At 69.5% G+C, this 24,701-nt stretch carries 24 protein-coding genes, 1 tRNA gene and 1 pseudogene; 10 read left to right on the top strand and 16 right to left on the bottom strand.

The window, feature by feature from the left end; genetic code table 11:
* Nucleotides 1-355: 355 nt before the first annotated feature.
* From KIP79_RS39325 to KIP79_RS50280, 4 genes and pseudogenes are all read left to right on the top strand, one after another.
* A complete protein-coding gene (locus KIP79_RS39325) occupies nucleotides 356-724 on the top strand; it encodes a hypothetical protein (protein WP_214110103.1) in 369 nt (122 codons plus the stop codon).
* A gap of 62 nt (nucleotides 725-786) precedes the next feature.
* A complete protein-coding gene (locus KIP79_RS39320; protein WP_250214576.1) occupies nucleotides 787-2,541 on the top strand; it encodes a P-loop NTPase family protein in 1,755 nt (584 codons plus the stop codon).
* Between the two features lie 308 nt (nucleotides 2,542-2,849).
* A complete protein-coding gene (locus KIP79_RS39315) occupies nucleotides 2,850-3,203 on the top strand; it encodes a helix-turn-helix domain-containing protein (protein WP_214110101.1) in 354 nt (117 codons plus the stop codon).
* Nucleotides 3,200-4,042 (top strand): annotated as a pseudogene (locus KIP79_RS50280) (recombinase family protein); the annotation flags it as partial. The gene KIP79_RS39315 and the pseudogene KIP79_RS50280, both read left to right, overlap by 4 nt.
* A 327-nt stretch (nucleotides 4,043-4,369) precedes the next feature.
* Here the strand turns inward: KIP79_RS50280 and KIP79_RS39300 are convergent.
* Both KIP79_RS39300 and KIP79_RS39295 read right to left on the bottom strand, forming a co-directional pair.
* Entirely contained in the window at nucleotides 4,370-4,660 is a 291-nt protein-coding gene (locus KIP79_RS39300; RefSeq protein WP_214110100.1) for a hypothetical protein, read from the bottom strand.
* A gap of 196 nt (nucleotides 4,661-4,856) precedes the next feature.
* A tRNA-Ala gene (locus KIP79_RS39295) sits at nucleotides 4,857-4,929 on the bottom strand.
* A gap of 91 nt (nucleotides 4,930-5,020) precedes the next feature.
* Between KIP79_RS39295 and sigJ the strand changes: the two genes are divergently transcribed.
* The 3 genes from sigJ to KIP79_RS39280 are packed head-to-tail and all read left to right on the top strand — an operon-like array spanning nucleotide 5,021 to nucleotide 7,848.
* Complete coding sequence (sigJ, locus tag KIP79_RS39290) at nucleotides 5,021-5,908, top strand: RNA polymerase sigma factor SigJ (protein WP_214110099.1); 888 nt, start codon at nucleotides 5,021-5,023, stop codon at nucleotides 5,906-5,908.
* Nucleotides 5,908-6,654: a DUF429 domain-containing protein gene (locus KIP79_RS39285; protein WP_214110098.1), complete on the top strand. Its 747-nt coding sequence runs from the start codon at nucleotides 5,908-5,910 to the stop codon at nucleotides 6,652-6,654. Before sigJ ends, KIP79_RS39285 begins: the two co-directional genes overlap by 1 nt.
* Before the next feature lie 36 nt (nucleotides 6,655-6,690).
* Complete coding sequence (locus KIP79_RS39280) at nucleotides 6,691-7,848, top strand: NAD(P)-binding protein (RefSeq protein ID WP_214110097.1); 1,158 nt, start codon at nucleotides 6,691-6,693, stop codon at nucleotides 7,846-7,848.
* A gap of 106 nt (nucleotides 7,849-7,954) precedes the next feature.
* Here the strand turns inward: KIP79_RS39280 and KIP79_RS39275 are convergent, their stop codons facing one another.
* From KIP79_RS39275 to KIP79_RS39250, 6 genes are all read right to left on the bottom strand, one after another.
* Entirely contained in the window at nucleotides 7,955-9,226 is a 1,272-nt protein-coding gene (locus KIP79_RS39275) for a CynX/NimT family MFS transporter (RefSeq protein ID WP_214110096.1), read from the bottom strand.
* Between the two features lie 131 nt (nucleotides 9,227-9,357).
* Entirely contained in the window at nucleotides 9,358-9,768 is a 411-nt protein-coding gene (locus KIP79_RS39270; protein WP_214110095.1) for a hypothetical protein, read from the bottom strand.
* Entirely contained in the window at nucleotides 9,765-10,118 is a 354-nt protein-coding gene (locus tag KIP79_RS39265) for a hypothetical protein (protein ID WP_214110094.1), read from the bottom strand. The genes KIP79_RS39270 and KIP79_RS39265 overlap by 4 nt, the downstream gene beginning before the upstream one ends.
* A gap of 80 nt (nucleotides 10,119-10,198) precedes the next feature.
* Nucleotides 10,199-10,834, bottom strand: coding sequence for a response regulator transcription factor (locus tag KIP79_RS39260; protein ID WP_214110093.1), 636 nt, complete (start codon nucleotides 10,832-10,834; stop codon nucleotides 10,199-10,201).
* Entirely contained in the window at nucleotides 10,831-12,084 is a 1,254-nt protein-coding gene (locus KIP79_RS47845; RefSeq protein ID WP_214110092.1) for a sensor histidine kinase, read from the bottom strand. Before KIP79_RS47845 ends, KIP79_RS39260 begins: the two co-directional genes overlap by 4 nt.
* Nucleotides 12,085-12,163: 79 nt before the next feature.
* On the bottom strand, nucleotides 12,164-13,258 hold the full coding sequence (locus KIP79_RS39250) for a carboxylate-amine ligase (protein ID WP_214110091.1): 1,095 nt from the start codon (nucleotides 13,256-13,258) through the stop codon (nucleotides 12,164-12,166).
* A gap of 118 nt (nucleotides 13,259-13,376) precedes the next feature.
* Here KIP79_RS39250 and KIP79_RS39245 point away from each other — a divergent pair, with 118 nt between their 5' ends.
* Nucleotides 13,377-14,753 carry a Dyp-type peroxidase gene (locus tag KIP79_RS39245; RefSeq protein WP_214110090.1) on the top strand — a complete coding sequence of 459 codons (1,377 nt, stop codon included), beginning with the start codon at nucleotides 13,377-13,379 and terminating at the stop codon, nucleotides 14,751-14,753.
* Here the strand turns inward: KIP79_RS39245 and KIP79_RS39240 are convergent.
* Together KIP79_RS39240 and KIP79_RS39235 are read right to left on the bottom strand one after the other, a co-directional pair.
* Nucleotides 14,750-16,585, bottom strand: a complete 1,836-nt coding sequence (locus tag KIP79_RS39240) for an ABC transporter ATP-binding protein (RefSeq protein ID WP_214110089.1) — start codon at nucleotides 16,583-16,585, stop codon at nucleotides 14,750-14,752. The genes KIP79_RS39245 and KIP79_RS39240 overlap by 4 nt on opposite strands.
* Nucleotides 16,585-18,339 (bottom strand): ABC transporter ATP-binding protein, encoded by a 1,755-nt coding sequence (locus KIP79_RS39235; RefSeq protein WP_214110088.1) that lies wholly within the window; start codon nucleotides 18,337-18,339, stop codon nucleotides 16,585-16,587. The genes KIP79_RS39240 and KIP79_RS39235 overlap by 1 nt, the downstream gene beginning before the upstream one ends.
* Before the next feature lie 168 nt (nucleotides 18,340-18,507).
* On the opposite strand from KIP79_RS39235, the gene KIP79_RS39230 reads away from it, so the two are divergent.
* Nucleotides 18,508-19,338 (top strand): permease-like cell division protein FtsX, encoded by an 831-nt coding sequence (locus KIP79_RS39230; RefSeq protein WP_214110087.1) that lies wholly within the window; start codon nucleotides 18,508-18,510, stop codon nucleotides 19,336-19,338.
* Nucleotides 19,339-19,426: 88 nt separating this feature from the next.
* On the opposite strand, the gene KIP79_RS39225 is transcribed toward KIP79_RS39230, so the two are convergent.
* The 3 genes from KIP79_RS39225 to nadD form a co-directional block, all read right to left on the bottom strand.
* The gene (locus KIP79_RS39225; protein ID WP_214110086.1) at nucleotides 19,427-20,062 is read right to left on the bottom strand and encodes a histidine phosphatase family protein; all 636 of its coding nucleotides are present in this window, start codon (nucleotides 20,060-20,062) and stop codon (nucleotides 19,427-19,429) included.
* 22 nt (nucleotides 20,063-20,084) lie between these two features.
* Nucleotides 20,085-20,489 (bottom strand): ribosome silencing factor, encoded by a 405-nt coding sequence (gene rsfS, locus KIP79_RS39220; protein ID WP_214110085.1) that lies wholly within the window; start codon nucleotides 20,487-20,489, stop codon nucleotides 20,085-20,087.
* A 131-nt stretch (nucleotides 20,490-20,620) separates the two neighbouring features.
* Nucleotides 20,621-21,226 (bottom strand): nicotinate-nucleotide adenylyltransferase, encoded by a 606-nt coding sequence (gene nadD / locus KIP79_RS39215; RefSeq protein ID WP_214110084.1) that lies wholly within the window; start codon nucleotides 21,224-21,226, stop codon nucleotides 20,621-20,623.
* A 65-nt stretch (nucleotides 21,227-21,291) separates the two neighbouring features.
* Between nadD and KIP79_RS39210 the strand changes: the two genes are divergently transcribed.
* Nucleotides 21,292-22,311 carry a M48 family metallopeptidase gene (locus tag KIP79_RS39210; RefSeq protein WP_214110083.1) on the top strand — a complete coding sequence of 340 codons (1,020 nt, stop codon included), beginning with the start codon at nucleotides 21,292-21,294 and terminating at the stop codon, nucleotides 22,309-22,311.
* A 37-nt stretch (nucleotides 22,312-22,348) separates the two neighbouring features.
* Here the strand turns inward: KIP79_RS39210 and KIP79_RS39205 are convergent, their stop codons facing one another.
* Genes KIP79_RS39205 through KIP79_RS39195 form a run of 3 tightly spaced genes read right to left on the bottom strand, consistent with a single transcriptional unit; the run spans nucleotide 22,349 to nucleotide 24,687 of the window.
* Nucleotides 22,349-24,010, bottom strand: a complete 1,662-nt coding sequence (locus KIP79_RS39205; protein WP_214110082.1) for a serine/threonine-protein kinase — start codon at nucleotides 24,008-24,010, stop codon at nucleotides 22,349-22,351.
* A 51-nt stretch (nucleotides 24,011-24,061) separates the two neighbouring features.
* On the bottom strand, nucleotides 24,062-24,502 hold the full coding sequence (locus KIP79_RS39200; protein ID WP_308170120.1) for a DoxX family protein: 441 nt from the start codon (nucleotides 24,500-24,502) through the stop codon (nucleotides 24,062-24,064).
* Nucleotides 24,499-24,687, bottom strand: coding sequence for a hypothetical protein (locus KIP79_RS39195; protein ID WP_214110080.1), 189 nt, complete (start codon nucleotides 24,685-24,687; stop codon nucleotides 24,499-24,501). The genes KIP79_RS39200 and KIP79_RS39195 overlap by 4 nt, the downstream gene beginning before the upstream one ends.
* Nucleotides 24,688-24,701: the final 14 nt, after the last annotated feature.

Genomic DNA, 24,701 nt, shown 5'->3' with positions numbered 1-24,701 from the left:
ACCGTTCAGGGGCACGCCCCTTCCCACGACACACCGGCAAGCGCACGAGACGTGGGGACTTAAAACTGGCCATCAGTGGTGACCTCGATCTGGCCACCTGCGGCTACTTTTGCACGGCCACGGACACAAGCGATCCTGTGCCTGTTGTGCGGGTTCCTGATCGCCAGCACCGACGCCGGACCGCACATCAGCCAGGCTCTGGCCTCGCTGCTGAACTGGCTTGCCGGGTCCCCCTGACCATGCACCGACACGGCCCCACAGTCGCATCAGCGCACCTCAACAACCACAGCTGGCATTCCACGCACACCCAAGGAGACCGCCACGAGCCCACATCGACGCAAGGAGGAGATGCCCTATGCCAAACGCGATGCCCAACCCCTCCCACCAGCCCGTTTCCCCCATCGATCTCTATGAGGTCCACCGTCGCATGATCCAGGCCGAAGGTGCCGTAGCGGGATACCGCTCGGTGACCCCTGGCCCCGAGACCGTGTGGGCGATCATCACCGCTAGCCTGGCCGATGTCGGCCCGTTGACGGCCGAGGTCACCGCCCTGCGCACCGAGATCGGCCAGACCCGTTTGACGCTGGCCAACCTGCGCGCCGCAGCACACGCCACCCTCGCCGGTGCCGACGACGGCGAGAGCGACCCCCTGTGGTACCTGCGCGACGAACTGACCGCTCAGGCCGCCACCGCCACTGTCCCCGACATCACCGAGGGCCGATGACAGGCCGTCGCCTGTCCCGGCGTCAGATACGCCGAGCGCGCCGACGCTACGGGGTCGAGCCGATGATCCTGCTCGATGACCTGGACCGCGACCTTGTGTCCCTGGTCGTGGAGTTCCTTGCCCGTGCGGGGTGGCGCTACCGCAGCGAGCTTGCCCCGATCACCACGACCGCCCTGGTGGTCGTCGCCGACTGGGTCCTGCACCGCCATGACCCGCGCTGGTGGCCGCACGTGCTCGTCGTCACGACCGCTGCCACGGTGGCGGTCCTCCTGTTGGGGAGCCGAGCCGGACTCGCCAGCATGCCCGAACGCGTCTACGCGGCCGTCATGCTGCTGCTCACGGGGCTGTGGCTGGCGGTGGCGACCGTACGCGGCCCGCTGGCCGAGCCGCTGCCCGTGCTGCTGGCGGTGTGCGGCCTGCTGGGAGCCGTGCCGTGGTGGGCGCACCGCCGACGACGCGCCCGCGTCCGGGTGGAACGCACCCTCGCCGCGTGGCCGGAGATCTCCCGCGCGGTCGGCCTGACCGGATCACGGGTGCAATCGGCTGTCGTGGACGCCTGGGGGTGGCGCGCCCGCCTGGCGCTGGCACGCGGGCAGACCCCAGAGGATGTCATCGCCAAGCTCCCCGCCCTGGAATCGGCGCTGGGGACGCGACGCGGTGCGGTCCGCATCCTGCCCATCGCGGCAAAGGCCAACCGCGCTGAGCTGAGAGTGATCGCCACCGACCCGCACGCCGACGCTATTCCATGGCGGGGACCGTCCATCGCCAGCATGACGGAACCGCTTGAGCTGGGGGTGTTCGAGGACGGCACCCCGGTACGGGTGTCCTTCCTGCGCCGTCACGCGCTGCTGGCCGGAATCGCCGGATCCGGCAAGAGCGGTGGGGTCAACGTCATCATGGGCAACCTCGCGGCCTGCCCCGACACCGTCGTCTGGGGCGTGGACCTCAAACGCGGGATGGAGCTGGGGCCATGGGCGTCCTGCCTGGATCGGCTGGCCACCACCCCGGGCGAGGCTGACGCGCTGCTGGCCGATGCGGCGGCGATCCTGGAAGCCCGTGCCGACTGGCTGGCCTCACGCGGCAAGCGGGTCTGGGAACCCTCACCGGAGTTCCCCGCCCTGGTGATCGTCATCGACGAGTACGCCGAACTGGCAGAAGAGTCCCCCGAAGCGCTCGGACAAGCCGATTCCCTCGCACGGCGCGGCCGTGCCGTCGCCGTGACCCTGATCGCAGCGACCCAACGGCCGAGCCAGCGCGCGATGGGACACGGGGCGGTCCGCTCGCAGATGGACATCCGGGTGTCCTTCCGCGTGCGGGAACGCCGTGATGTGGACCTGATCTTGGGTCAAGGCATGCTGGCCGCAGGCTGGCACGCGCACACCCTTGACCAGCCGGGAAAGTTCCTGGTCAGCGCTCCCGGGCATGACATCCCCCGGCGCGCCCGGGGCGCGCTGCTCACCGACGCCACGGTGCAGCGCACCGCCACCCACTACGGCCCCTATCGCCCCCGCCTGGATGAGATCTCGCGGACCGCGCTCGGCACGGCCCGCACGCCCGACCCACACCCCGAGGACGAGCCGGACGGCCCAGACGACTCAGACGGCCCGGACGCGAGCGGAGACAAGACCGGGGATGCCGACACGGCGCTGTGGGATGCCCTGTGTCAGGCACCCCCGGACGGGGCGAGCGTCGCCGAGTTGATCACTGTGACCGGAATGGGACGACGGTGGATCTACTACCGGCTCGGAGAGCTCACGCGAGACGGCCGCGCCGTTCAGATGTCCCGTGGACGCTGGCGCGCCCACCACATTACGTAACCAAAACCCACGTTGTGCACGTGCACGTTCCGCGCGCGTCTGCACACATAGGCGGCGCGCTCGTCCGTGCACGTGCACGATGCACGATCACGCAACGTAGCGAGAGGAGGTGATGCCTGCTTGCCAGCGCGTGTAGTGATCCACGCCAAATCCCGCCAGCATGTCAGTTCGGCGCGGTTGATCGACGCCCTAGTGATGATCGCTCGGGAACATCTGGAACGTCCGAGGACATCGACCAGTACCGGCCGGAGTGTTCCCGAATCGGAACAGACGGCGTAGCGTGGAAGACCCGCACGAAGGCAGCCAAGATGGACCAGCAACCGCCGTCACCGCCCACGCTCGGTGAATACCTCGACGCTGCGCGCATGAGCCAGAACTACAGTCTCCGTCAGCTCGCACGGGCAACCGGAATACCCATGTCGGTGGTGAACCGTATTCTCAAAGACGCAGTAATCGGCCCGTCCGCCGAGAATCTATTCCGGATTGCCCGCGCGCTGAACCTCCCCCCTATTGATGTGTTCCGCCTCGCGGGGGCGGATGCCCTGGAGACCAGGGCAGACCTGGAAACCTTTCTCCGCTCCGAATACGGACTACCCGACAACGCCATCAACCAGATAAACGCCATCATCAGCAGGCACGCACGGAAGGGGGACGCATCATGACGATTCCATCAGGGTCTTCCACAGGGACCAAACGGGCTGTCACCTACCTGCGCGTGTCTACTCGCGCTCAGGTCAACACCGACTACGACCCCGAAGGCATATCACTGCCAGCGCAACGGGCCGCATGTCAGCTACGCGTCGCCGAACTCGGGGCCGAAATCGTCGCCGAGTACGTCGAACCCGGACGCTCGGCTACCACGATCGAAGGCCGTCGCGAATTCCAGAAGATGATGGCCAGGATCAAGGCGGAAAAAGACGTTGACTACATCATCGTCTACAACCGGGCGCGTATGTTCCGCAACTCAACGGATGCCGCACTCATCAAGCACGACCTTCGCACGTTAGGTGTCCAGCTGATTTCGATCATGGACTACACCGAAGACACCCCAGTCGGTGATCTCGTCAGCCACATCATCGACGGCATCAACGAATACCAGTCGCGGGCGTCCGGAGCCGACATCGCTTACAAGATGGAACAGAAGGTCATCCGTGGGGGAAGCATCGGGCGCGCCCCCATCGGCTATCTCAACGTCCGTGACCGTTACGAGGGAAGAGAAGTCCGTACCGTCGCCATCGACCCGGTACGCGCACCCTTCGTCCAAATGGCATTCGAGTTGTACGCCACCGGCGACTATGGATACGAGGATCTCGCCGACGCGCTATTCGACGCGGGACTACGCGCCAGACCGGACAAGAACCACCCGGCAGGCGCACGAGTGTCCATCAACAAAATCGGCAAGATGCTACGCGACCGCTATTACCTCGGATACGTGACTCACAAAGGGGTCGAATACAAGGGGCGACACAAGCCCATCATCAGCCCCGACCTCTTCGACCGTGTACAGGATGTTCTGTTCGAGCTACGCGGCGCGGGAACCCGAGCGAGGGTCCACCATCACTATCTCAAAGGCAGCATGCGATGCCATAGGTCCAAGCACCGCATCATCCTCATGCCCGGAAAGAGTAAAACCGGACAACAGTACTTCTATTTTATTTGCCGTGGCCGCCAAACACACGAATGCGACCTACCGTACATCCCTGTCGCAGACGTGGAAAAAGCCATCGAAGCGCATTACGCCACCATCTCGATACCGCAGGATCTTCGCGACCGAGTCACGGCGGGAATGGACACCGCCCTCCAGACCGACAACGCGACCGCTCAAGCGCTACGCGAACGGGTCTCCCAACAACTGACCGAACTCGACAAGCACGAAGACCGGTTCCTCGACCTGGTGGGAGACCCCGACTGGCCACGGGAGAAGATAGCCAAAAGAATGCGCGACATCCGCGACAAGCGCACACGCCTGCAAGCACAACTTGAGAAGGCCGACCGCCCTGATCTCGACACGGGCCGCGCCGCGATCACGACCGTCCTGGATCTGCTCAGCCAACCGGGCAAGCTCTACCAAGCGGCCGGCGAGCACAGCCGACGCGCACTCAATCAGGCGTTCTTCCACGTCCTGTACATCGACGTCGCAGACGACGTGCCCGGTGTCCTATCCGATGCGCCTACCGCCCCCATCGCGCCCTTCCTGCACGTCTCCAGGGGCGTACAACACGAAAGCGGCGCTGTCACCGACAGCGCCGCTCATGGTGCAACGATGCTCCTCGCCACCGCCCTGGATGGGCGGTGTTCGAGTAACAACCCTTGGGTGGAGCTATGGGGACTCGAACCCCAGACCCCCTCCATGCCATGGAGGTGCGCTACCAGCTGCGCTATAGCCCCTTGCGACGTGTGTGAGTGTATCGGAAGTGGGGCGTGGAGGGGTAACCGAGCGCGTGTCACGTCGGGCGGGGGGTGGTACGTCTGGAGGTCTATGGGTGAGGAGACGTTCGCGGAGCATCGGGAGATTCTGGTGGGGGTGGCCTACCGGATTCTGGGGAGTGTCGTCGAGGCCGAGGATGTGGTGCAGGAGGCCTGGTTGCGGTGGGCCGAGGTGGATGCGGGGGTGGTGGAGAACGTCCGGGCGTTTCTGGTTCGGGTGACCACGAATCTGGCGATTGATCGGTTGCGGCGGTTGAAGGCGCGGCGGGAGACGTACGTGGGGCCGTGGTTGCCGGAGCCGGTCAGTACCGAGGGGGGTGGGGTGGAGCGGGCCGAGTTGGCGGACAGTGTCGAGTTGGCCATGTTGGTGGTGTTGGAGACGTTGTCGCCGTTGGAGCGGGCGGTGTTCGTGCTGCGGGAGGTGTTCGGGTTCTCGCACGCGGAGATCGGGGAGGCGATCGGGCGGGCGGAGCCTGCGGTGCGGCAGTTGGCGCGGCGGGCCCGGGGTCATGTGCAGGAACGGCGGCCGAGGTTCGATGTGGATCCGGTGGAGCGGCGGGCCGTGACGGAGCGGTTCATCGGAGCCTGTGCTGGCGGGGATCTGAAGGGGCTGATGGAGCTGCTGGCAAAGGATGTCACGCTGGTGACCGACAGCGGCGGGCGGATCAGGGCGCCTCGGCGGGTCATCGCGGGGCCGGAGAAGGTGGCGCGGTTCCTGCTGGCGGTCTCGTCCGATGAGGGGATCGATCATTTCCTGCGCAGCGCCGGGCTGGCGAGGGGAACCTCGTTCGAGCTGGCGGTCCGGGAGATGAACGGAGCACCCGCGTTGGTGGTCAGCGCCGACGGGAACGCGGTCTCCGTACTGTCGCTGGTGGTGGCCGATGGCAGGGTGGAGACCATCTATCTCATGGCAAATCCGGAAAAGATTGCACACCTTTAGTGATCACGTGTGGAGTGGATCTGGCGGCGGAGGCCGTACGGACGGCGGTGGCGTGGATTTCCTGGTCGCCGGAGGGCGCCCGGGTGACCCGGATCGAGACGCAGGCGGACGATCAGCTGATCGTCGAAGCCATCACGGATGCTGATAAATCCGGAATTGATTGTCCGCTGGGGTGGCCGGAGACGTTCCTGGAGTTCGTAGCAAAGCACCGGGAGAACCGGCTGGATGTGCCGCTGAGCACCATGGGACGGGTCTGGCGGAGGGACCTCGCCTACCGCCGCACCGACCTGATCGTCCACGAGCTGACCGGCCGCCAGCCGCTGAGCGTCGCGGCGGACCGGATCGCCCACGTCGCCATGCGCTGCGCGGGCCTCATGGCGGAACTCGCCCGCCGGGGCCAGAACGTCGACAGAACCGGCCAAGGAGCCATCGTCGAGGTCTATCCCGCAGCCTCCCTCAAACAGTGGGGACTCTCCTGGAAGAGCTACAAACGCAGCGCGAACCTCCCCAACCTCACCCTCCTCGTCGACGCCCTGCAAACGGCGGCCCCCTGGCTGGACCTCGGCCCGTACGAAGATCTCTGCCGCAGGTCGGACGACGCCACCGATGCCGTGGTCGCCGCCCTGACCGCCAGGGCGGCCGCCCTTCACCTGGTCACCGTCCCCACCCCGGACCAGGCCGTCCTCGCCCGGGCCGAGGGATGGATCGCCGTCCCGACCACGTCGATCGGCAAGCTCCACGCCTGATGTCACGTTCGCGCGGGCGGCTGCGTCCTGGGGTGCATGGATGGAATCACGGTGATCGGTGGCGGGCTCGCCGGACTCACGGCGGCCATCGCCTGTGCTGAAGGTGGTGCGCGGGTCACGCTCTTCGAAGCGCACCGCACGCTGGGCGGACGGGCACGTTCGTCCGAACAGCCCTATGTCGCCAATGACGGCACACGCGTCTTCTACTCGGACGGGGAACCGTTCCGGTGGCTTGCCCGGCGCGGGCTGGTGCAGCCGTATCGGAAGTTGGGCCTGAAGGAAGGCCGCAAGGCGCGGGTGCGGTACGGAGGGACGCTGAAGGCGGCCATTCCCCGCCCACTGATCAAGGCGATCGCGAACCGGAGGCTGGTCGCGCCCGTCGACGAGGACTTCGCGTCGTGGGCGACCCGCCGGCTCGGCGCCGATGCGGCCCACGTGGTCGGCAAGGTGCTGGGAGTCGTCACCTACGACCACGATCCCGGACGCCTCTCCGCCGCCTTCGTCTGGGAACGCTTCCGCCGGGTGACCAAGCCGCGGTTCCCCGCGCCGCGCTACATCGTCGGCGGCTGGTCCAAGGTCGTCGAACGTCTCGCGACACACGCCCGCGACCTGGGCATACACATAGAAGCCGGCACACGGGTCACCGACCTGCCCACCGGCCCGACCATCGTCGCGACCTCACTGGACGCGGCTCGCCAGCTCCTCGCCGACGACTCGCTGCGCTGGGAGAGCGGACGCGCCGTCCTCCTCGACCTGGCCGTACGGCAGGCCCCCGGCGACCTCTTCGTCATCTCCGACCTGGACGAGGGCGGCTTCCTCGAACGCTACTCCTCCCCCGACCCCACCCTCGCCCCACCGGGCGAAAGCCTCATCCAACTCCAGATGCCCGTACGCCCCGGGGAGTCCAAAGCCGACACCCTCACCCGGCTGGAGCTCCTGGCCGACCTCGGCCTCCCGGGCTGGCGGGACCGGCTCACCTGGCGGCGGGACGCCACCGCGACCGGCAGAACCGGCGCCCTGGACCGGCCGGGGCAGACCTGGCGCGACCGCCCGGCGATCGTCCGGGGCGACGGCCTCTGGCTGGCCGGCGACCAGGTGGCCGCGCCCGGTCTGCTCAGCGAGGTCTCCATGAACAGCGCCCTGGTGGCCGCCCGGCACGCCCTGACCGCCCTCCCCACCCTCCGCGTCCGGTAGTCGGCGAAAGTCGCGGATCTGTTGTGGCGCGCGTGCCCGGCCGGATACGCTCCGATCTTTTACCTTCCTGTGGTGGGGGTCCTTCACCGGTTTGGGACAGGATGGCCTATTCTTGATCTGTGGTCGCCCGAGGCGAGGTCAGGTCGCCTCGGGCGGCCACCTGTGTTTCGTCCTCCAGGAAACGGTCGGCGCCCGCGTACCGCCCGGTGACCACCTGGGCGCCGAGCACCAGGAAGAGCAGCGCGAAGGGCAGCGCCCAGCCACCGCTCACCTGGTAGAGCACCCCCACCACCAGCGGACCCACCCCCGCGAAGAGATATCCGGCGCTCTGCGCGAACGCCGACAGCGCGGCGGTGGCCTCAGCGGTCCGGGTACGCAGGGCCAGCATGGACAGGGCCATCGGGAAGCTGCCCATGCCCAGGGACACCACGGTCGCCCAGAGCCAGAGCGCCTGCCCGGTGAGCAGGCCGGCGAAGCCCACGACGTACACCAGGGCGAATCCGACCACCAGGCCGCGCTGGTCGCGCATGCGGGCGGCCAGCGCGGGCACCACCAGCGAGGTCGGGATGCCGAGGCCGGTGAAGATCCCGAGCACCAGACCCGCCTGGTCGGCGGTGTAGCCGCCATCCCGCAGCAGCTGCGGCAACCAGCCGAACATCACGTACGCGATGAGGCTCTGCGTGCCGAAATATCCGGCCATCGCCCAGGCCAACCGGCTCCGCACCAGCTCCCCCGGCCTGGTGTACGCGGCCGCGTTACGCCGCTCCGGCTCATCGCGCGGGAGCGCGAGCCACGGAATGGCGGCGACGGCGGCCAGCGCGGCCCACACCCCGAGGGCCACGTGCCAGTTGCCGTCCGCGGCACGCATCAGCGGGACCGTGCCGGCGGCGGCGAGCATGGTGCCGACGGCCAGGGCCGTCGCGTAGAGCGTCATCATCGCGCCGGAACGGGCCGGAAAGTGGCGCTTGATCAGGGTCGGGATGAGCACGTTGCCGATCGCGCCACCGGCCAGCGCGACCACGCTGGCCAGCAGGAACACCGTGGCGGAGCCGACCATGGCGCGGATCAGCAGACCGGCGCCCAGCAGGACCAGGGCGGTGATCAGCAGGCGATGCTCGCCGATGCGGCGGGACAGCGCGGGCGTGACCGCGCCGAACGCGGCGAAGCAGAGCACCGGGAGGGTGGTCAGTACGCCGGTGGCGATGCCGGACATGCCCAGGCCGGCGCTGATCTGGTCGAGTACGGTGCCGACGCTGGTGACGGCGGTGCGGAGGTTGAGCGCGGCCAGGACCACGCCGAGCACGATCAGCCAGGCCAGCGATCCGGAACTCCGCTCCCGGCGTTGGCGGGTGTTCCGGTGCACGAGTACGGCGGCCATACCTGGCTCAAACCTCCACTTATCGAATCATAGGATGAATCTATGATGTTACATGAACCTCACTAACGGGGCCCAACAGGAAGGGACCCTGGGATAATCCCGGGTCCCTCGATCTGGTGAACGGTGGCGGCCTACGCCCGGCGCCCCCGCGAAAGCCAGATGAAACCAATGATCGGCAGCAGCAAGGGGATGAAGAGGTATCCGCTCCCGAACCCCGACCAGACGGTGGCCTTCGGGAACGCCGCCTGGTCCACCAGGCTCAGTGTGCCGACGATCAGCACCCCGGCCAGCTCGATGCCGCAGGCCACCAGCGCGAGTTTCCGGTATCCCCGGCCCAGCGCGACCGTCAGCAGGATGTAGACCGCCGCCGCGACCGCCGACAGCAGGTACGCCACCGGCGCCTCCTCGAACCGCGTCGCCAGTTGCACGCCGGCGCGCGAGGTGGCCGCGATCGCGAACACCGCGTAGACCGCGACCAGCACCCGCCCGGGGCCCGCCTTCACCCCTGCGGCGACCGGCACGGCGTCGTCCTGCCCGCTCATCCCGTGCCGTTCCAGATCTGCAGCAGCCGGCCGGTCATGACCGCCACGGTGAAGGCGCCGACCGCGATGACGCCCGGTCCCCATCGGGTCCGCTCCGCCCGGCCCCACCACAACGCGGCCAGCGGAATCACCAGCGTGCCGACCAGGTAGCCGATGAAGGTGGCCCGCTCGCCGACCTTGCCGAGCTGGCCGAACGCCAGCACGGCCTGCACGATCAGCGCGACCTCCAGCACCACCAGACCGGCCAGCAGCCCCACGCCCATCGGCCGATCACGAACCGCGGAGATCACGCAGAACAGCGCGAGCAACAGCCCGCCCCCGATGATCCACCCTGCGAATCCCCCGGTCACCCCAACCTCCACGACATGGCGAGTAGGCTACCGCCCACCTCGCTCGCCCCCGATCCCGGTACGAAACCGGAGCCGACGGGCTAGGCCAAACCGTGCTGGGTGGCCAGGACGGCCAGGCGGATCCGGTTGGTGCAGCCGGTCTTGGTCATGACGCTGGCGACGTGGGTCTTGACGGTGGTCACGCCGACGCTCAGGCGGGTGGCGATCTCGGGGTTGGACAGCCCTTCACCCACCAGGGCCAGCACCTCGCGTTCTCGACGGGTCAATGGAAGGGACGCGGGGGTGGCCGTGGCGTGGGTCGTCACGGCCTGGTCGACCAGTCGGGAAAGCGCGCCGGAGCTGAACGTGCGGTCTCCCTCGGCGGCCCGGCGTACGGCGGCGACCAGGTCGGCGGGCGGGGTGTCCTTGACCAGGAAGCCACAGGCCCCCGCGGCCAGCGCCGGGTAGAGGTGATCGTCGTCGTCGAAGGTGGTGAGCGCCAGCACCCGGACCGCGGCGTGGGAGGCGACGATCCTCCGGGTCGCGGCCACACCGTCCAGGCCGGGCATGCGCAGATCCATGAGCACGACATCGGGAACCGTGTCCTCGACCAGACGGACGGCCTCTGACCCGGTGGCCGCCTCGCCCACGACCTCGATGTCCGGCGCCGAATCGAACAACATCCGCAGCCCCATCCGCACCAGCTGCTGGTCATCCACCAGAAGAACCCTGATCACGCCGTCCCCCATCCGACTCTGGCCTCCTCGCGGCCAGGCGGCAGAACCGCGCTCAGCCGCCAGCCTCTCCCGACCGGCCCGGCGGACAACGCCCCGCCGAGCAGTTCGACCCGCTCCCGCATCCCCACCAGCCCATGCCCGCCGGCCAGACTCACTCCGGCCGCCGGGCTGGAAGCACCCGCCGCGACGGAGGACGCCAGTGCCACGGACGTACTTCGCCTGCCGGTATCAGTCCCGGAGAGAGTGGTGGCCGTCGTGGGTGCGCCGTCATCCTCGACCTCGACAAAGACGGATTTGTCGTCACGGAGGGTGACACCGAGCTTGACGTGGGCGGACGGCCCCGCGTGCTGGGCGGTGTTGGCCAGGGCCTCCTGAGTGAGGCGGAGGACCGTGATGCCCCGCACCGCGTCCACCTGGGCCGCGCCGGAATCGATGGTGGCCTCGATCCGGAGGCCGGTCGCGCGGGCCCGGTCGATCACCACGCTCAGGGCGTCGGGCAGCCCGCCGGTCTCGACGAAGGACGCCCCGGGAACGGCCGCCGGATCCCGCAGGATGCCGACGAGTTTCCGCAGGTCGGCCAGGGCTGCGGTGCCCGAGGAGTGCAGGTCGTCGAGGACGTCGGTCACTCGCGGGTCGGCGCCGCCGGCGAGCACGTGCCGGGCCACCCCCACCCGGAGCACCATCGAGGAGACGTGGTGGGCGACCAGGTCGTGGAGTTCCCTGGCGATGGCGGTGCGCTCGGCGGCGCGGGCGGCGGCGATGCGTTCGGCCGCGCTGTCCCGCTCCCGCCGGGCGGCCTCCCGCGCGAGCCGCACGTAACCACCCAGGAGCAGCGGAACCCCGACCACGATGACCATGCGGAACCCCGCGGCCCCGATGGTCGCGGGCAGCTTGTCGAGCAGGTTGAAGCAGACCACCACGCCGAGCACCACCGCCCCGGCGAGCACCTGCCGGCCGGTGGAACGCACCGCGAGTTCGAAGAGCAGCACGCAGGCCAGCACTTTCAGCACCGGAGCCACCGCGAAGCCGGACCAGTCGGCGTAGAGAAGCAACCCCGACTGGACGAGCAGCGCGGCCGGCGGCGACCAGCGGCAGAGGGCGGCGAGCACCAGGGCGGCCAGGCCGAGCGCCCAGTCGCGGCCCGTCACGCCCGGCACGAGCCACACCAGATCGCCCACCAGGGCGGCGAGCAGGATGCCCAGCCGGACCAGGATGTAGTCCGGCTCGAAGATGCGCTCGATCCACGCCACGCCCCGCAGCGTAGACGCCGCCACCGACAGAAGCCTCCTCCACCCGGAGGAGAGCCACCCGCCTGTCCTGACGGATCCGCTAGTCGATCGCGGTCTCCCGCAGGACGAGGTCCACCACGTCGGCCGCCTGGCGACGCTGGTTGAAGGCGCGGCGTTGCCGGGCGGCGGAGGTGCCCCGGGACAGGGCGTTCGCGGTCAGGGCGGCGACGGTGTCCCAGTCGTCCAGATCTTCCAGGGTCGGGCGGAGATCATGGAGCATGCCGTCGATGATGACCCGGGCGGGCAGGGGTTTGCCGTCCAGCGGGGAGATGAGGTCGCCTTCCAGGCCGGATCTGGCCGCCCGCCAGTGCCCGGCGCGCAGCAGCGTGGGCCTGATGTCCCCTCGAGGGGGAGCCCCCGCCTCGATCGCGGCCGTCTCCCGGGTCACCAGGGCCCGGAACAGTCCGGCGAGCAGTATCACGTCGTCCACCAGCGGACAGGCGTCACAGATCCGCAGTTCCATGGTCGGCACGTGGGTGGAGAGCCGGATGTCGAAGTAGACCATGCCCGGGTCGTCGATCACTCCGGAGGTCACCAGGTCGGCCACCGCCTGGTCGTACTCGGCGGCCCCGGAGAACGGCCCGAGCATGCCCGCCGTGGGCCACCGCTGCCAGGCCACCGCCCGGCTGCTGGCGTACCCGCTGTCCGCCTCGAACCAGTACGGCGAGCTGGCGCTCAACGCGAGCAGCGCGGGCAGCCAGGGTTCCACCCGCTGCGCCACCAGCACCGCCAGATCACGATCAAGCACGTCCACGTGTACCTGGGCCCCGCAGACCAGCTGTTCCCTGGCGATGAACTGGTAGGTGTCGTGCAGATACTGGTACCGATCATTTTCGGTCAGTTCGAATCCGGACTCACTGTGCAGGGGTGAGGTCCCCGCGGCCGCCACCCCCAGGCCCTGCGGCTCGCCCGCCGCGATCAACTGCCGCCGCAGGTCGACCAGGTTGGCCCGGAGGGCGGACAGGTCGGCGGTGGGCTCGCTGTTGGTCTCCACCACGGCCTGCTGCAGTTCGGCGGAGAACCCGGAGGTGGGCAGTCGGTCCAGGAGGGTGTGGGCCCGCGGGCTCAGCCGCCGGCTCACCAGATCGACGACGTGGAACTCCTCTTCGACGCCAAGTGCCAGCTTCTGGGTCATGCATGGGGGTTTACCCAGCTTCGTGGCAAATCCGATGCCTGCCAAACGAAACATTTTCCCCTGCTTTGCACTCAAAACAGTGGGGTCCGTCAAATCTAACGAAACGGGGATAGGCGTCATGCCAGTGGAGCTGTTCAACGAGAAACCCCTGGCCTGGGATTCGGCCGGGCTGGATGCCGACACCAAGGAGATGCTGGCCACGCTCCAGCCGAACATCCTCCGGGCACACATACGGGAACACCTGTCCGTGCTGTTCCTGCGCTTCGCCGTACCGGCGGACGGGCGGCAGTTCATCCGCGGTCTGCTGCCGCTGATGAAGTCGGCGCGCCGGCATCTGCAGGAGGTACGGCGCTTCGATCAATCCGGCACAAAGGGCACGCCATATGTCGGATTCGGATTGAGCCGATCAGGATATCGCCACCTAGGTCACGAAATTTCGGATCTGCGGAAATTTGGGGATCTGGCGTTTCTGGACGGCATGAAGAAGCGAACCGCGATCCTGGACGATCCGCCTGCGGAGGAATGGGATACCCCATACCAGCGGGACATTCACGCCGTCGTCCTGGTCGGGGACGGCGACCACACGGCGTACCAGGAGACCCTGGCGAAGGTCCGGGCCCTGGTCCCGCCGGGGGCCCGGGTGCTCGGCGAGGAGACCGGAATCGCCCAGCGCAACCCCACCGGGGACGGCATCGAGCACTTCGGCTACGTGGACGGCCGCAGCCAGCCGCTCTTCCTGGCCGACCAGGTGAGCAAGGAGCCGGGCCGCAACTGGAACCCGTTCTTCCCGCTCTCCCAGGTCCTGGTGCCCGACCCGCTGGCCCCCGACCCGGACCGGCACTTCGGCAGCTACTTCGTCTTCCGCAAGCTCGAACAGAACGTGCGCGCCTTCCACCAGGCCGAACACGACCTGGCCGACGCGCTCGGCCTGACCGGCCCGGCGCGGGCGCGGGCCGGCGCGCTGCTGGTGGGCCGCTTCCGCAACGGCACGCCCCTGCTCATGCACGGCCAGCCGAGCTCGGACGGCTGGGCGGTGCAGAACAACTTCAACTACAACCGCGACCCCGGCGGCAAGTGCCCCGTCTCCGCGCACATCCGCAAGACCAACCCCCGGGACGGCCTGGAGCGCGGCGTGATGATGGCCCGGCGCGGCCAGACCTACGGCGTACGGACCGACCAGCCGTGGGACGACGCGCCACCGGAGACCCGCCCGACCGGAGGGGTGGGTCTGCTGTTCATGGCGTTCAACTCCAGTCTGGAGGGCCAGTTCGAGTTCACCCAGCAGACCTGGGCCGACAATCCGGGCTTCCCGGAGGAGGGCGCCGGCCACGATCCGGTGATCGGCCAGGGCACCCGGGAGATCAAGGTCACCCACCCGGACAGCTGGGGCTCCACCAGCCGGTCCACCCCGGTGGCCCAGGTGCCGCAGACCGTGACCATGCGCGGCGGTGAGTACTTCTTCATGCCCTCGCTGGCCTACCTGAAGACGATCTAACCCGAAGCCGACAGGCTCTCCAGCCAGGCGGTGTGCAGCCCCGCGAAACGGCCGGAGGCGGCGATGAGCCGGTCGGGTGGTCCGTCCTCGACCACCCGGCCGTCCGCCATCACCAGCACCCGGTCGGCGATCTCCACGGTGGAGAGCCGGTGCGCGATGATCACCGCGGTCCGCCCGGCCAGGATGGTCCGCAGCGCCCGCTGGACCAGGCGCTCGCTCGGCACGTCCAGGCTGGAGGTGGCCTCGTCCAGGATGAGCACGGCCGGATCGGCCAGGAAGGCCCGGGCGAAGGCGACCAGCTGCCGCTGCCCCGCCGACATGCGCCCGCCGCGCTTGCCGACCTCCGCCTCGTACCCGCCGGGCAGCCCGGAGATGAACGGGTGCGCGCCGACGGCGGTGGCCGCGGCGACCACGTCGGCCATCGGGGCGTCCGGCCTGCCGAACCGGATGTTGTCCGCCACCGTGCCGCTGAACAGGAAGTTCTCCTGGGTGACCATGACCACGGCCCGGCGCAGCGTGGCCTCGTCCAGGTCCCGCAGGTCGACGCCGTCCAGCAGCACCCGCCCGGCGACGGGATCGTAGAACCGGGAGATCAGCTTGACCACCGTGGTCTTGCCCGCGCCCGTCGCGCCGACCACGGCCACCGTCTGCCCGGCCGGGATCTCCAGGTCCAGCTCGGGCAGGATCGGGATGTCCGGCGTGTACGAGAACCGTACGCCGGCGAACGTGACCGCCCCGCGCGCCGCCGGCAGCGGCACCGGGTGCTCCGGCTCGGCCACCCCTGGGGGCTCCTCCAGCACCCCGGAGAGCTTCTCCAGCGCGGCCCCCGCCGACTGGAGGGTGTTGTAGAACTGCGAAATTTCTTGCATGGGCTCGTAGAACTGGCGCAAATAGAGCAGGAAGGCGGCCAGCACGCCCACGGTGACCTCCTGGCGGAAGGCCAGCCAGCCGCCGTACACCAGGACCAGCGCGATGGTCACGTTGCCGATCAGCTTGATCCCCGGCATGAAGATGGCCACCAGGTGCATGCTGCGCGCGTTGGCCGCCCGGTAGTCCTCGTTCAGCTGCTCGAAGATCTCCTGGTTGCGCGGCTCGCGGCGGAAGGTCTGGGCGGCCCTGATGCCGGTCATCGACTCCACGAAGTGCACGATCACCAGCGCCACCGTCTCCCTGGTACGCCGGTAGGCCAGCGCGCTCTGCCGCCGGAACCAGCGGGTGGCCAGGAACAGCAGCGGCAGCGGGGCCAGCGCGACCAGGCCGAGGTGCACGTCCAGGATCAGCAGCATGACCGCCGTGCCGACCAGCGTGAGCACCGCGGTGACCAGCCCGTCGAAGCCCGCCTGGAGCAGCTCGGCCAGCGCCTCCACGTCGGAGGTGAGCCGGGAGATGACCCGCCCCGAGGTGTACTTCTCGTGGAAGGACAGCGACAGCCGCTGGAAGTGCGTGAAGACCCGGCGGCGCAGTTCCAGCAGCACGTCCTGCCCGATCCGCCCGGAGATGCGGAGGAACGCCTGCCGGGTCAGCGCCTGCGCCAGCGCGGCGCCCAGGATGCTCCCGACGATCATCAAGGTGATCCCCATGCCCTCGCCGCGGGCCAGGGCCGGGATGCCGGTGTCGATCCCCAGCGCCACCAGGTACGGAATGCTCAGCCCCGCCACGTTGCTGAGCAGCACCACCACGACCAGCCGGGCGATCGCGCGCCGGTGCGGGCGGAGCAGCTCGCCGAGCAGCCGCCGGGAACGTTCCCTGAGCAGCAGTGAGACCTTCTGCGGCACGTCGTCCTGGTTCTCGGCGGCGACCCCTTGCCACTGTCTGTCGGTCGACACCGTCATCACACCACCTCCTCCGCGGCCAGCAGCGAGCGGTACTCGGGCACCTCGTTGAGCAGCTGGTGGTGGGTGCCGACGTGGGCGATGGTGCCGTCGCGGAGCAGCGCCACCCGGTCGGCCAGCAGCACCGTGGAGGCCCGGTGCGCCACCACGATGCCGGTCGCGTCGGCCAGCACCCGGCGCAGCGCCTCCTCCACCAGCGCCTCGGTCTCCACGTCCAGCGCGGAGAGCGTGTCGTCCAGCACCAGGATCTTGGGGTGGCCGAGCACCGCGCGGGCCAGCGCCAGCCGCTGCCGCTGGCCGCCGGACAGGGACATGCCCTGCTCGCCGATCCTGGTCTCCAGCCCCCAGGGCAGGTCGTAGGCGAAGGTCGCCTGGGCCACCTCCAGGGCGGCCCGCACCTCCTCCTCGCTGGCCTGGCCGTGGCCGAGCGTGACGTTCTCCCGCACGCTCATCGAGAAGAGCGTCGGCTCCTCGAAGGCGGTGGCCACCACCGAGCGGAGCGCGGGCAGGGTGAGGTCCCGGACGTCCTGGCCGTCGATGGTGACCCGCCCCGCGGTGACGTCGGCCAGCCGGGGCACCAGGGCGGTCAGGGTGGTCTTGCCTGAGCCGGTGGCGCCGACGATGGCGACCGTCTCGCCGGGGCGCACGTCCAGGGTGACGTCGCGGAGCACCGGCCGGTCCGCGCCGGGGAAGCGGAACTCGACGCCCTCGAAGCGCAGGTGGCCCCGGGGCCGTTCGATCACCACCGGGCCGCCGACGATGGACGGCGGGGTGTCCAGCACCTCCATCACCCGATCGGCCGCGGTCATCGCCTCCTGCCCCATGGCCAGGATGTAGCCGAGCGCGGCCACCGGCCAGGCCAGCTGGAGCACCATGGTGGTGAAGGCCACCAGGGTGCCCAGCGACAGGCCGCCGCCCGCCACGGCGGCGGCGCCGAGCAGCAGCACCAGGGCGAGCGTGACGTTCGGGATCACCTCCAGGAAGGTGAAGAACCGCGAGCCCAGGCGGACCTTGGCCATCGAGGTCCGGTAGACCTTCCCGGCCACCTCGTCGTAGCCGCCGAAGACGTGGCCGCGGCGGCCGAAGGCCTTGATGGTACGGATGCCCAGCGCCGACTCCTCCACGATCGTGGCCAGGTCGCCCTGTTCGTCCTGGACCTGCCGGGAGAGCACGGTGTAGCGGTGCTCGAAGCGGATGGAGACGTACACGATGGGCAGCGCGGAGACCGCCACCAGCAGCCCCAGCGGCCAGTGCATGCGCAGCAGCAGGATGGTCACCGTGGTCAGCTGGAGAATGTTCATGACCAGGAAGAGCGCGCCGAACCCGAAGAACCTCCTGATGGTGGACAGGTCGGTGGTGGCGCGGGAGAGCAGCTGGCCGGACTGCCACTCGTCGTGGAAGCTCATCGGCAGGCGTTGCAGGTGGGCGTAGAGGTCGTTGCGGATGGCGGTCTCCACGCCGAACACCAGGAAACCCTGGGTCCAGCGGCGGAGGAAGATCAGGAACGCCTCGACCACGCCCAGCGCGAGGGTCAGGGCGCCGAGCCAGAGCAGCGCGCCCTGGTCGCCGCGGACCACGGGGCCGTCGATGATCTCCCTGCCGACCAGGGGGATGACGGTGCTCGCCGCGATGGACAGGATCGCCGCCAGCCAGGCGACGATCAGGGTGCCGACGTACGGGCGAAGGTAGGACCTTAATCGCCAGAGTGAGATGGAGGCGGACGGAGCACTTGGTGGTTCATCGTCTGCGGACATCTTCTGACGGCGCACTCCTCACAGCTGGGGGACAGCAGGGGATGTCATCCAGCCTAAGCACCCGCTCAACAGATTTATTGGCGGCGGACCCACCGGACCCCCGAATATCCTGTTCGGCCTGAGCCGGAACGCGAGCAGCAGGAGGCGGGTCCGGCGCGTCTCTGAGTCATGGAAGCCCAACTGTTGCGAGCCGCCAGGGCCCCGGCCGGCGCCCCGGTCGACGTCGCCGAGATCTTCGCCGCGCACCATCTGGGGCTGGTGCGGCTGGCGTTGATGATGGTCGGCGACCAGGCCACCGCGGAGGACGTGGTGCAGGACGCTTTCGCCGGGGTCCACGCCGGCCGCCGGCGCCTGCGCGATCCGGACAGGGCGTTGGCGTATGTGCGGTCCGCCGTGCTCAACGGGCGCCGGTCGGCGCTCAGGAAACGGGCGGTGGCGCTGCGGCGGGTGGCGCCGTACGAGCCGCCGATCTGGTCGGCGGAGAGCGCCGCGCTGGTCGGGGAGGACCGCCAGGTGGTCGCGGCCAGCGTGAGCGACCTGCTGTTCGCGGGCGGCCCCGTCACCGACGCCGACGAGATCCGGGTTTTCCTGTGCAAGGACGGGTTCCCTTTCCCGTCCTGCCACGGACGAGCCGCGACCCCCGAGCAGATCACCGCCGTCCGCCACGACCTCGCCATCCTGCCCCAGGTCGAATCCGTCAGCTATGACGACAAGGAAACCGTCTACGCCCGCTTCCGGGAGAACGTGGAAGCCAAAATCGCCGACATGGTGGAGAAGGGACAGGCCGTCACCGCCGAGCGAAGCATCCTGGACGTGGTGAAGGTCCAGGACATGCCCGAACTCATCCGCCTGAAAATGAAACCGGACACGGACTGGGACCAGGTGATACGCGCCGCCCAGGCCATGCCAGGCGTCTCGAACGTGTTCAACCCCGAATGCGTGTCCGAAGGCCGTGGAGCGGAAGACACTCAGCCCTGCTCAACCAACCCGCCTTCCTGAATCACCAGAAACCGGCACGCGACCACGCATTCCATACGGAAGGTGTGCCCGCCCCCGGTACGGTCACCCGGGGGCTTCGGCCGTTCGGTCAGGTGTCTTCGGTTTCGGCGGGGAGGTCGTCGCCGCGGACGGGGGTGGGGAGGGTGCCTGCGTTGTGTTCGGTCAGGCGCCAGCCGTGGCGGGTTTGTTCGAGGATGGACCAGGAGCAGTTGCCGAGGCCGCCGAGGGTGCCCCAGAGGGGTTCGGGGAGGCCGAGGATGTGGCCGATGCCGAGGCGGATGGCGGCGCCGTGGGAGGCGATCACCAGGAGGCCGTCCTCCGCCAGTTCGGTCGCCCAGCGGCGGACCGCGGTGCCGACGCGGGAGGCGACGTGGGTCACCGTTTCGCCCCCTGGGGCCTCCCAGTTCTCGAACTCGACCGGCCAGCCGGCCTTGATCTCCTCCCGGGTGAGGCCCTCCCAGGCACCGCCGCCGCGCTCGCGGAGCTCCTTGTCGGTCTGCACCGGCAGGCCGGTGAGGCGGCCCAGGGCGAGCGCGGTGTCGTGGGCGCGGCGCAGATCGGATGAAACGATCATCGTCGGGCGCAGCGCGGCCAGCAGCGAGGCGGCCCGCTGGGCCTGGGCGATGCCCACCTCGTCGAGCGGGATGTCGGTGTGACCCTGGAACCGGTGCTCGACGTTCCAGACGGTCTGTCCGTGCCGAAGGCAGACGATGCGCCTGCTCATACGGCCATCACCCAGCGGGCCGTCATTCGGCGAGCCCGCGGGCGCGCTGGGCGGCGGCCAGGCGGACGCTCTCCGGCATCTCGATCGCCGGGCAGTCCTTCCAGAGGCGCTCCAGGCCGTAGAAGTTCCGCTCCTCCTCGTGCTGCACGTGCACCACGATGTCGATGTAGTCGAGCAGGACCCAGCGGCCCTCCCGCTCGCCCTCCCGGCGGACCGGCTTGGCCTCGGCGTCCACCCGCAGCCGCTCCTCGATCTCGTCGACGATGGCGCGGACCTGCCGGTCGTTGGAGGCGGAGCAGACCACGAAGGCGTCGGTGATGACGAGGCGGTCGCTCACGTCGTAGGCGATGATGTCGTCCGCCAGCTTGTCGGCCGCGGCCTCGGCGGCGACCTTCACCAGCTGGATGGATCTCTCGGATGCGGTCACGATGCGGTTCTGTCCTCCGTGTACGGGACATCTGTCGGGTGGTTAACAGGGTGCCGACTGTGGGACACCTCTTCAAGCCTATTCGCGGCCCGGCCTGCCGCCCGCCAGAGCCCGCCCCCGGCGAGGATCCGCTACGGCCCCTGGTAGAGGTTGCGTTTCCCGATGTACTGGACGATCCCGTCCGGAACCAGGTACCAGATCGGCTGCCCCCGCCCCACCCGCTCCCGGCACTCGGAGGAGGAGATGGCCAGCGCCGGGATCTCCACCAGGCTGATCCGGCCGTCCGGCAGCCCGGGATCGTGCAGCGGGTGCCCCGGCCGGGTGCAGCCGACGAAGTGCGCGATCTCGAAGAGCTCGTCCACGTCCCGCCAGCTGAGGATCTGGGCCAGCGCGTCCGCCCCGGTGATGAAGTAGAGCTCCACGTCCGGCCCGTACACGGCGGCGATGTCACGGAGGGTGTCGATGGTGAAGGTCGGCCCCGGCCGGTCGATGTCCACCCGGCTGACCGAGAACCGCGGGTTGGAGGCGGTGGCGATCACGGTCATCAGATACCGGTCCTCCGGCGCGGAGACCGCCCGGTGCGCCTTCTGCCAGGGTTGCCCGGTCGGCACGAACACCACCTCGTCCAGCGCGAACTCGTGCGCGACCTCGCTGGCCGCCACCAGATGCCCGTGGTGGATGGGGTCGAAGGTGCCGCCCATGATGCCCAGCCGCCTGGTCGCGGCCCCGTTCCTCATAGCACGGACCCTAACGCCACCCCCGAATCCGGGTTCATGCGCGTCAGCGGAAACCCCGACGTAGCATGCCCAGCATGACCACTCCCGATCGCAACCGCGTTCAGCTGCCCGGTATCAGCTCCCGCGCGTACGAACACCCCGCGGACCGGTCCGCCCTGGTGGCGATGCGCTCGCTGACCGGGTTCGACTCGGTGTTGAAGCGCATGTCCGGCCTGTTCAGCGAGCGCCGCCTGCGCCTGATGTTCCTGGCCTCCGCGGTGCGCACCTCAGAGACCCAGTTCCGGAATCTGTACGACATGGGCCGCGACAGCGCCTACGTCCTGGACCTGCACCGCATCCCGGAGGTCTACGTCCAGCAGGGCGCCGAGGCGTACGCGATGGCGATCGGCTTCGACGAGCCGTTCATCGTGGTCTCGACCGGTCTGCTGGACCTGATGGACGAGGAGGAACTGCGTTTCGTGATCGGTCACGAGACCTCGCACATCCTCTCCGGCCACGCCGTCTACGGCACCATGCTGGCCATCCTGACCCGGCTGGCCACCCGGGTGGCCTGGATCCCGCTCGGCTACATCGGCCTGCGGGTGATCGTCGCCGCCCTGGAGGAGTGGGCCCGCAAGGCCGAGATGTCCGCCGACCGAGGCGGCCTGCTGGCCGGTCAGGACCCGGACGCCGCGCTCCGCGCGCTGATGAAGCTGGCCGGCGGCTCCCGGCTGCACGAGATGAACATCGAGGCCTTCCTCGACCAGGCCCGCGAGTACGACACCGCCGGCGACGTGCGGGACGGCCTGCTCAAGGTGCTCAACCTGCTCGGCACCACCCACCCGTTCGCGGTCACCCGGGTGGCCGAGCTGGACCGCTGGCGCCGCTCCGGGGAGTACGAGGCCATCCTGTCGGGGAACTACCCGCGCCGCGAGGACGACCACAACGCGAAGATCTCCGAGGAGGTCAAGGCGGCCGCCCAGTCCTACCGGGAGTCCTGGGCGCAGTCGCAGGACCCGTTCATCGGCGTGCTCCGCGACGTGGCCGAGGGCGCGGTCAACGCCGGGGAGCGCATCTTCAACCGCTTCGCCCGCCGGGAGAACTGAGGCCCCTTCACACGGAGCCCCTTCGCATAAAGCCCGTTCACACGAAGACGGAGATGGCGCGGACCGCCGCCGCACACAATGCCACGAACCCGCCGAGCACGGCCAGCGCCCGCAGGCCCTCCCGGCGCAGTTCCGGCAGCTCCGCGCCCACCCGCTCCACCTCGCGGCCGATGATCCCGCCGCAGACCACCCCGAACACCACCCCGGCCACGGTGACCGGCACGGGCTGATTCCACCAGTCCGGCTCCAGCCGGCCGCCCGACGTCAGCCAGAGCGCGGCGAAGGCGGCCACCCCGGCGGGGATTCCGGGCCAGGCCAGCGCGGCGATCAACGATCCGGCGAAGGTGAGCGGGAAGGACAGCGCGCGAAGCACCCCGCGCACCCGGGCCGAGCGGCGCCTGCGCACCAGCCAGTGGCCACTCCACAGGGCCCGGGCCAGCACCACCAGCACCCCCGTGATGGCGAAGGTGGCCAGCGGGTAGACGACCGAGACGATCACGCACGGCACCGCCAGCGTGGCCAGCACCACCAACGCGGCGCTCCCGGTCGGCATGCCCCCGGCCGCCTCCACCGCCAGCACCGACTCCTCCTCCGCCGTACGGCCTGCGGCCGCCTTGCGCTCAGCACGCTCTGAGCGCTCAGCACGCTCCCGCTCGGGGCGCTCGGGACGCTCCCTCTCGGGACGGTCGGTACGCTCCCGCTCGGAACGCTCAGGGCGTTCGGCACGCGCCGCAGCGGACCGGGGCCGTTCGGTCGACGCCGGGTTTCTTAGTACTTTCTTGGCATCTTCCGAATCCCCGGCGGCTTGGGCCTTCCGCCCAAGAAAACGGCGCTTCTCCGGCTTCTCCGGCGGGTCCTCGGATGGCGTGCGGGCACCCGTACCCGCATCGGAGGCGGCGGCCGTCGCGCGCGCCAGCCGGGCCAGCCGGTCGGCGAGCAGCGCCGCGGTGGGCCGCTTGGCCGGTTCCCGGTTGAGCGCCGCCCGGATCAACGGCAGCAGCGCCGCCGGAACGCCCTTCAGATCCGCCTGCCCGTGCATGATCGCGTACACCTGGGACTCCACAGTCCCCCGCCCGAAGGTCGGCCGCCCGGTCGCCGCGAAGGCCACCGTGGCCGCCCAGGCGTGCACGTCGGCCGGCTCCCCCACCACCTCGTCGGCGAACAGCTCGGGTGCCGCGTACCCGGGCGTGCCGAGGAAGGTCCCGGTCCTGGTGAGCCGGGTGGCGTCCAGCACCTGGGCGATGCCGAAGTCGATCAGGACGGGACCGTCCTCGCCGAGCAGCACGTTGGCGGGTTTGAGGTCCCGGTGCACCACCCCCGCGGCGTGGATGATGGCCAGCGCGGTGGCCAGCCCCTGCGCCACCCCGATCAGCTCCGGCTCGGCCAGCGGACCCCGCCGCCGTACCGCGTCCAGCATGTTCTCGCCCTTGATGTGCTCCATCACCAGGTACGGCCGGTCCCCCGACAGGTCGGCGTCCAGCACCTGGGCGACATACGGGCTCTCCACCCGGCGCAGCGCGCGGATCTCCCGGTCCAGGCGTAATCGGGCCTCCGCGTCATCCTCGATCGGATCGCGCAGCATCTTGAGGGCGACCTGCTGACCCCGGCGGGTGGCCGCGAGGTAGACCTCGCCCATGCCACCACGACCCAGCCGCTCAAGCAGCGCGTACGGGCCGACTCGCCCCAGACGTCCACCCATAGAGTGGCCCACCCTAGTGGACCCCTCCGACATTTCGCAGGAGGCACGCCGTCACGCGGCGGCCGGCACCGCCGATGTCTCCTCGGCGGCGCGCCGCCCGAAGAGCAGATAATCGAGGCTGGCCCGCCCCGGCCCGGCCACCGCCAGCAGCAACGCCACCGACCCGAGCGCCAGCACCAGCTCGAACCCGTTGCTCTCCAGCAGGATCCCGTGCCCCACGTGCACGTACGCGAACGCCCCCGCCATCACCACGAACAGCGCGGCCCCCGCCAGCGCGGTGAGCAGCCCGAGCACCAGCAGCGCGCCCCCGCCCAGTTCGGCCACCACGGCGAACCAGGCCGAGATCCGCGGCGCCGGGATGTTCCAGTCGGCGAACCCGCGCGCGGTGGCGTCCACCCCCCGCTGGAACTTGGCCCAGCCGTGCTGAATGAAGATCACCCCAAGCGCCGCGCGGCCCACCAGGGCGGCCACGTCGTACAGAACCTGCCTCACCGAGCATCCTCGAACAGCGTCGCGTCCTCGAACAGCTTCTCCAGCCGCACCCCTGGGTCGGTGCTCGGCCGCTCCCATCCGGTACGCCGCCACCTGACCTGGCCCCGGCGCTCCAGGAACAACAACACCTGGTCGGCCGCGACCAGCACCCCGACCACGAAGGCGATCACAACGAGAATGTCCATGACCACAAGTCAAC

Origin of the sequence: Acrocarpospora catenulata (genome assembly GCF_018476525.1) — a bacterium.
Lineage (GTDB): Bacteria > Actinomycetota > Actinomycetes > Streptosporangiales > Streptosporangiaceae > Acrocarpospora > Acrocarpospora catenulata.
Note: the sequence above shows the minus strand (reverse complement) of the source record. Positions and strands in the feature narration are given on the sequence as shown.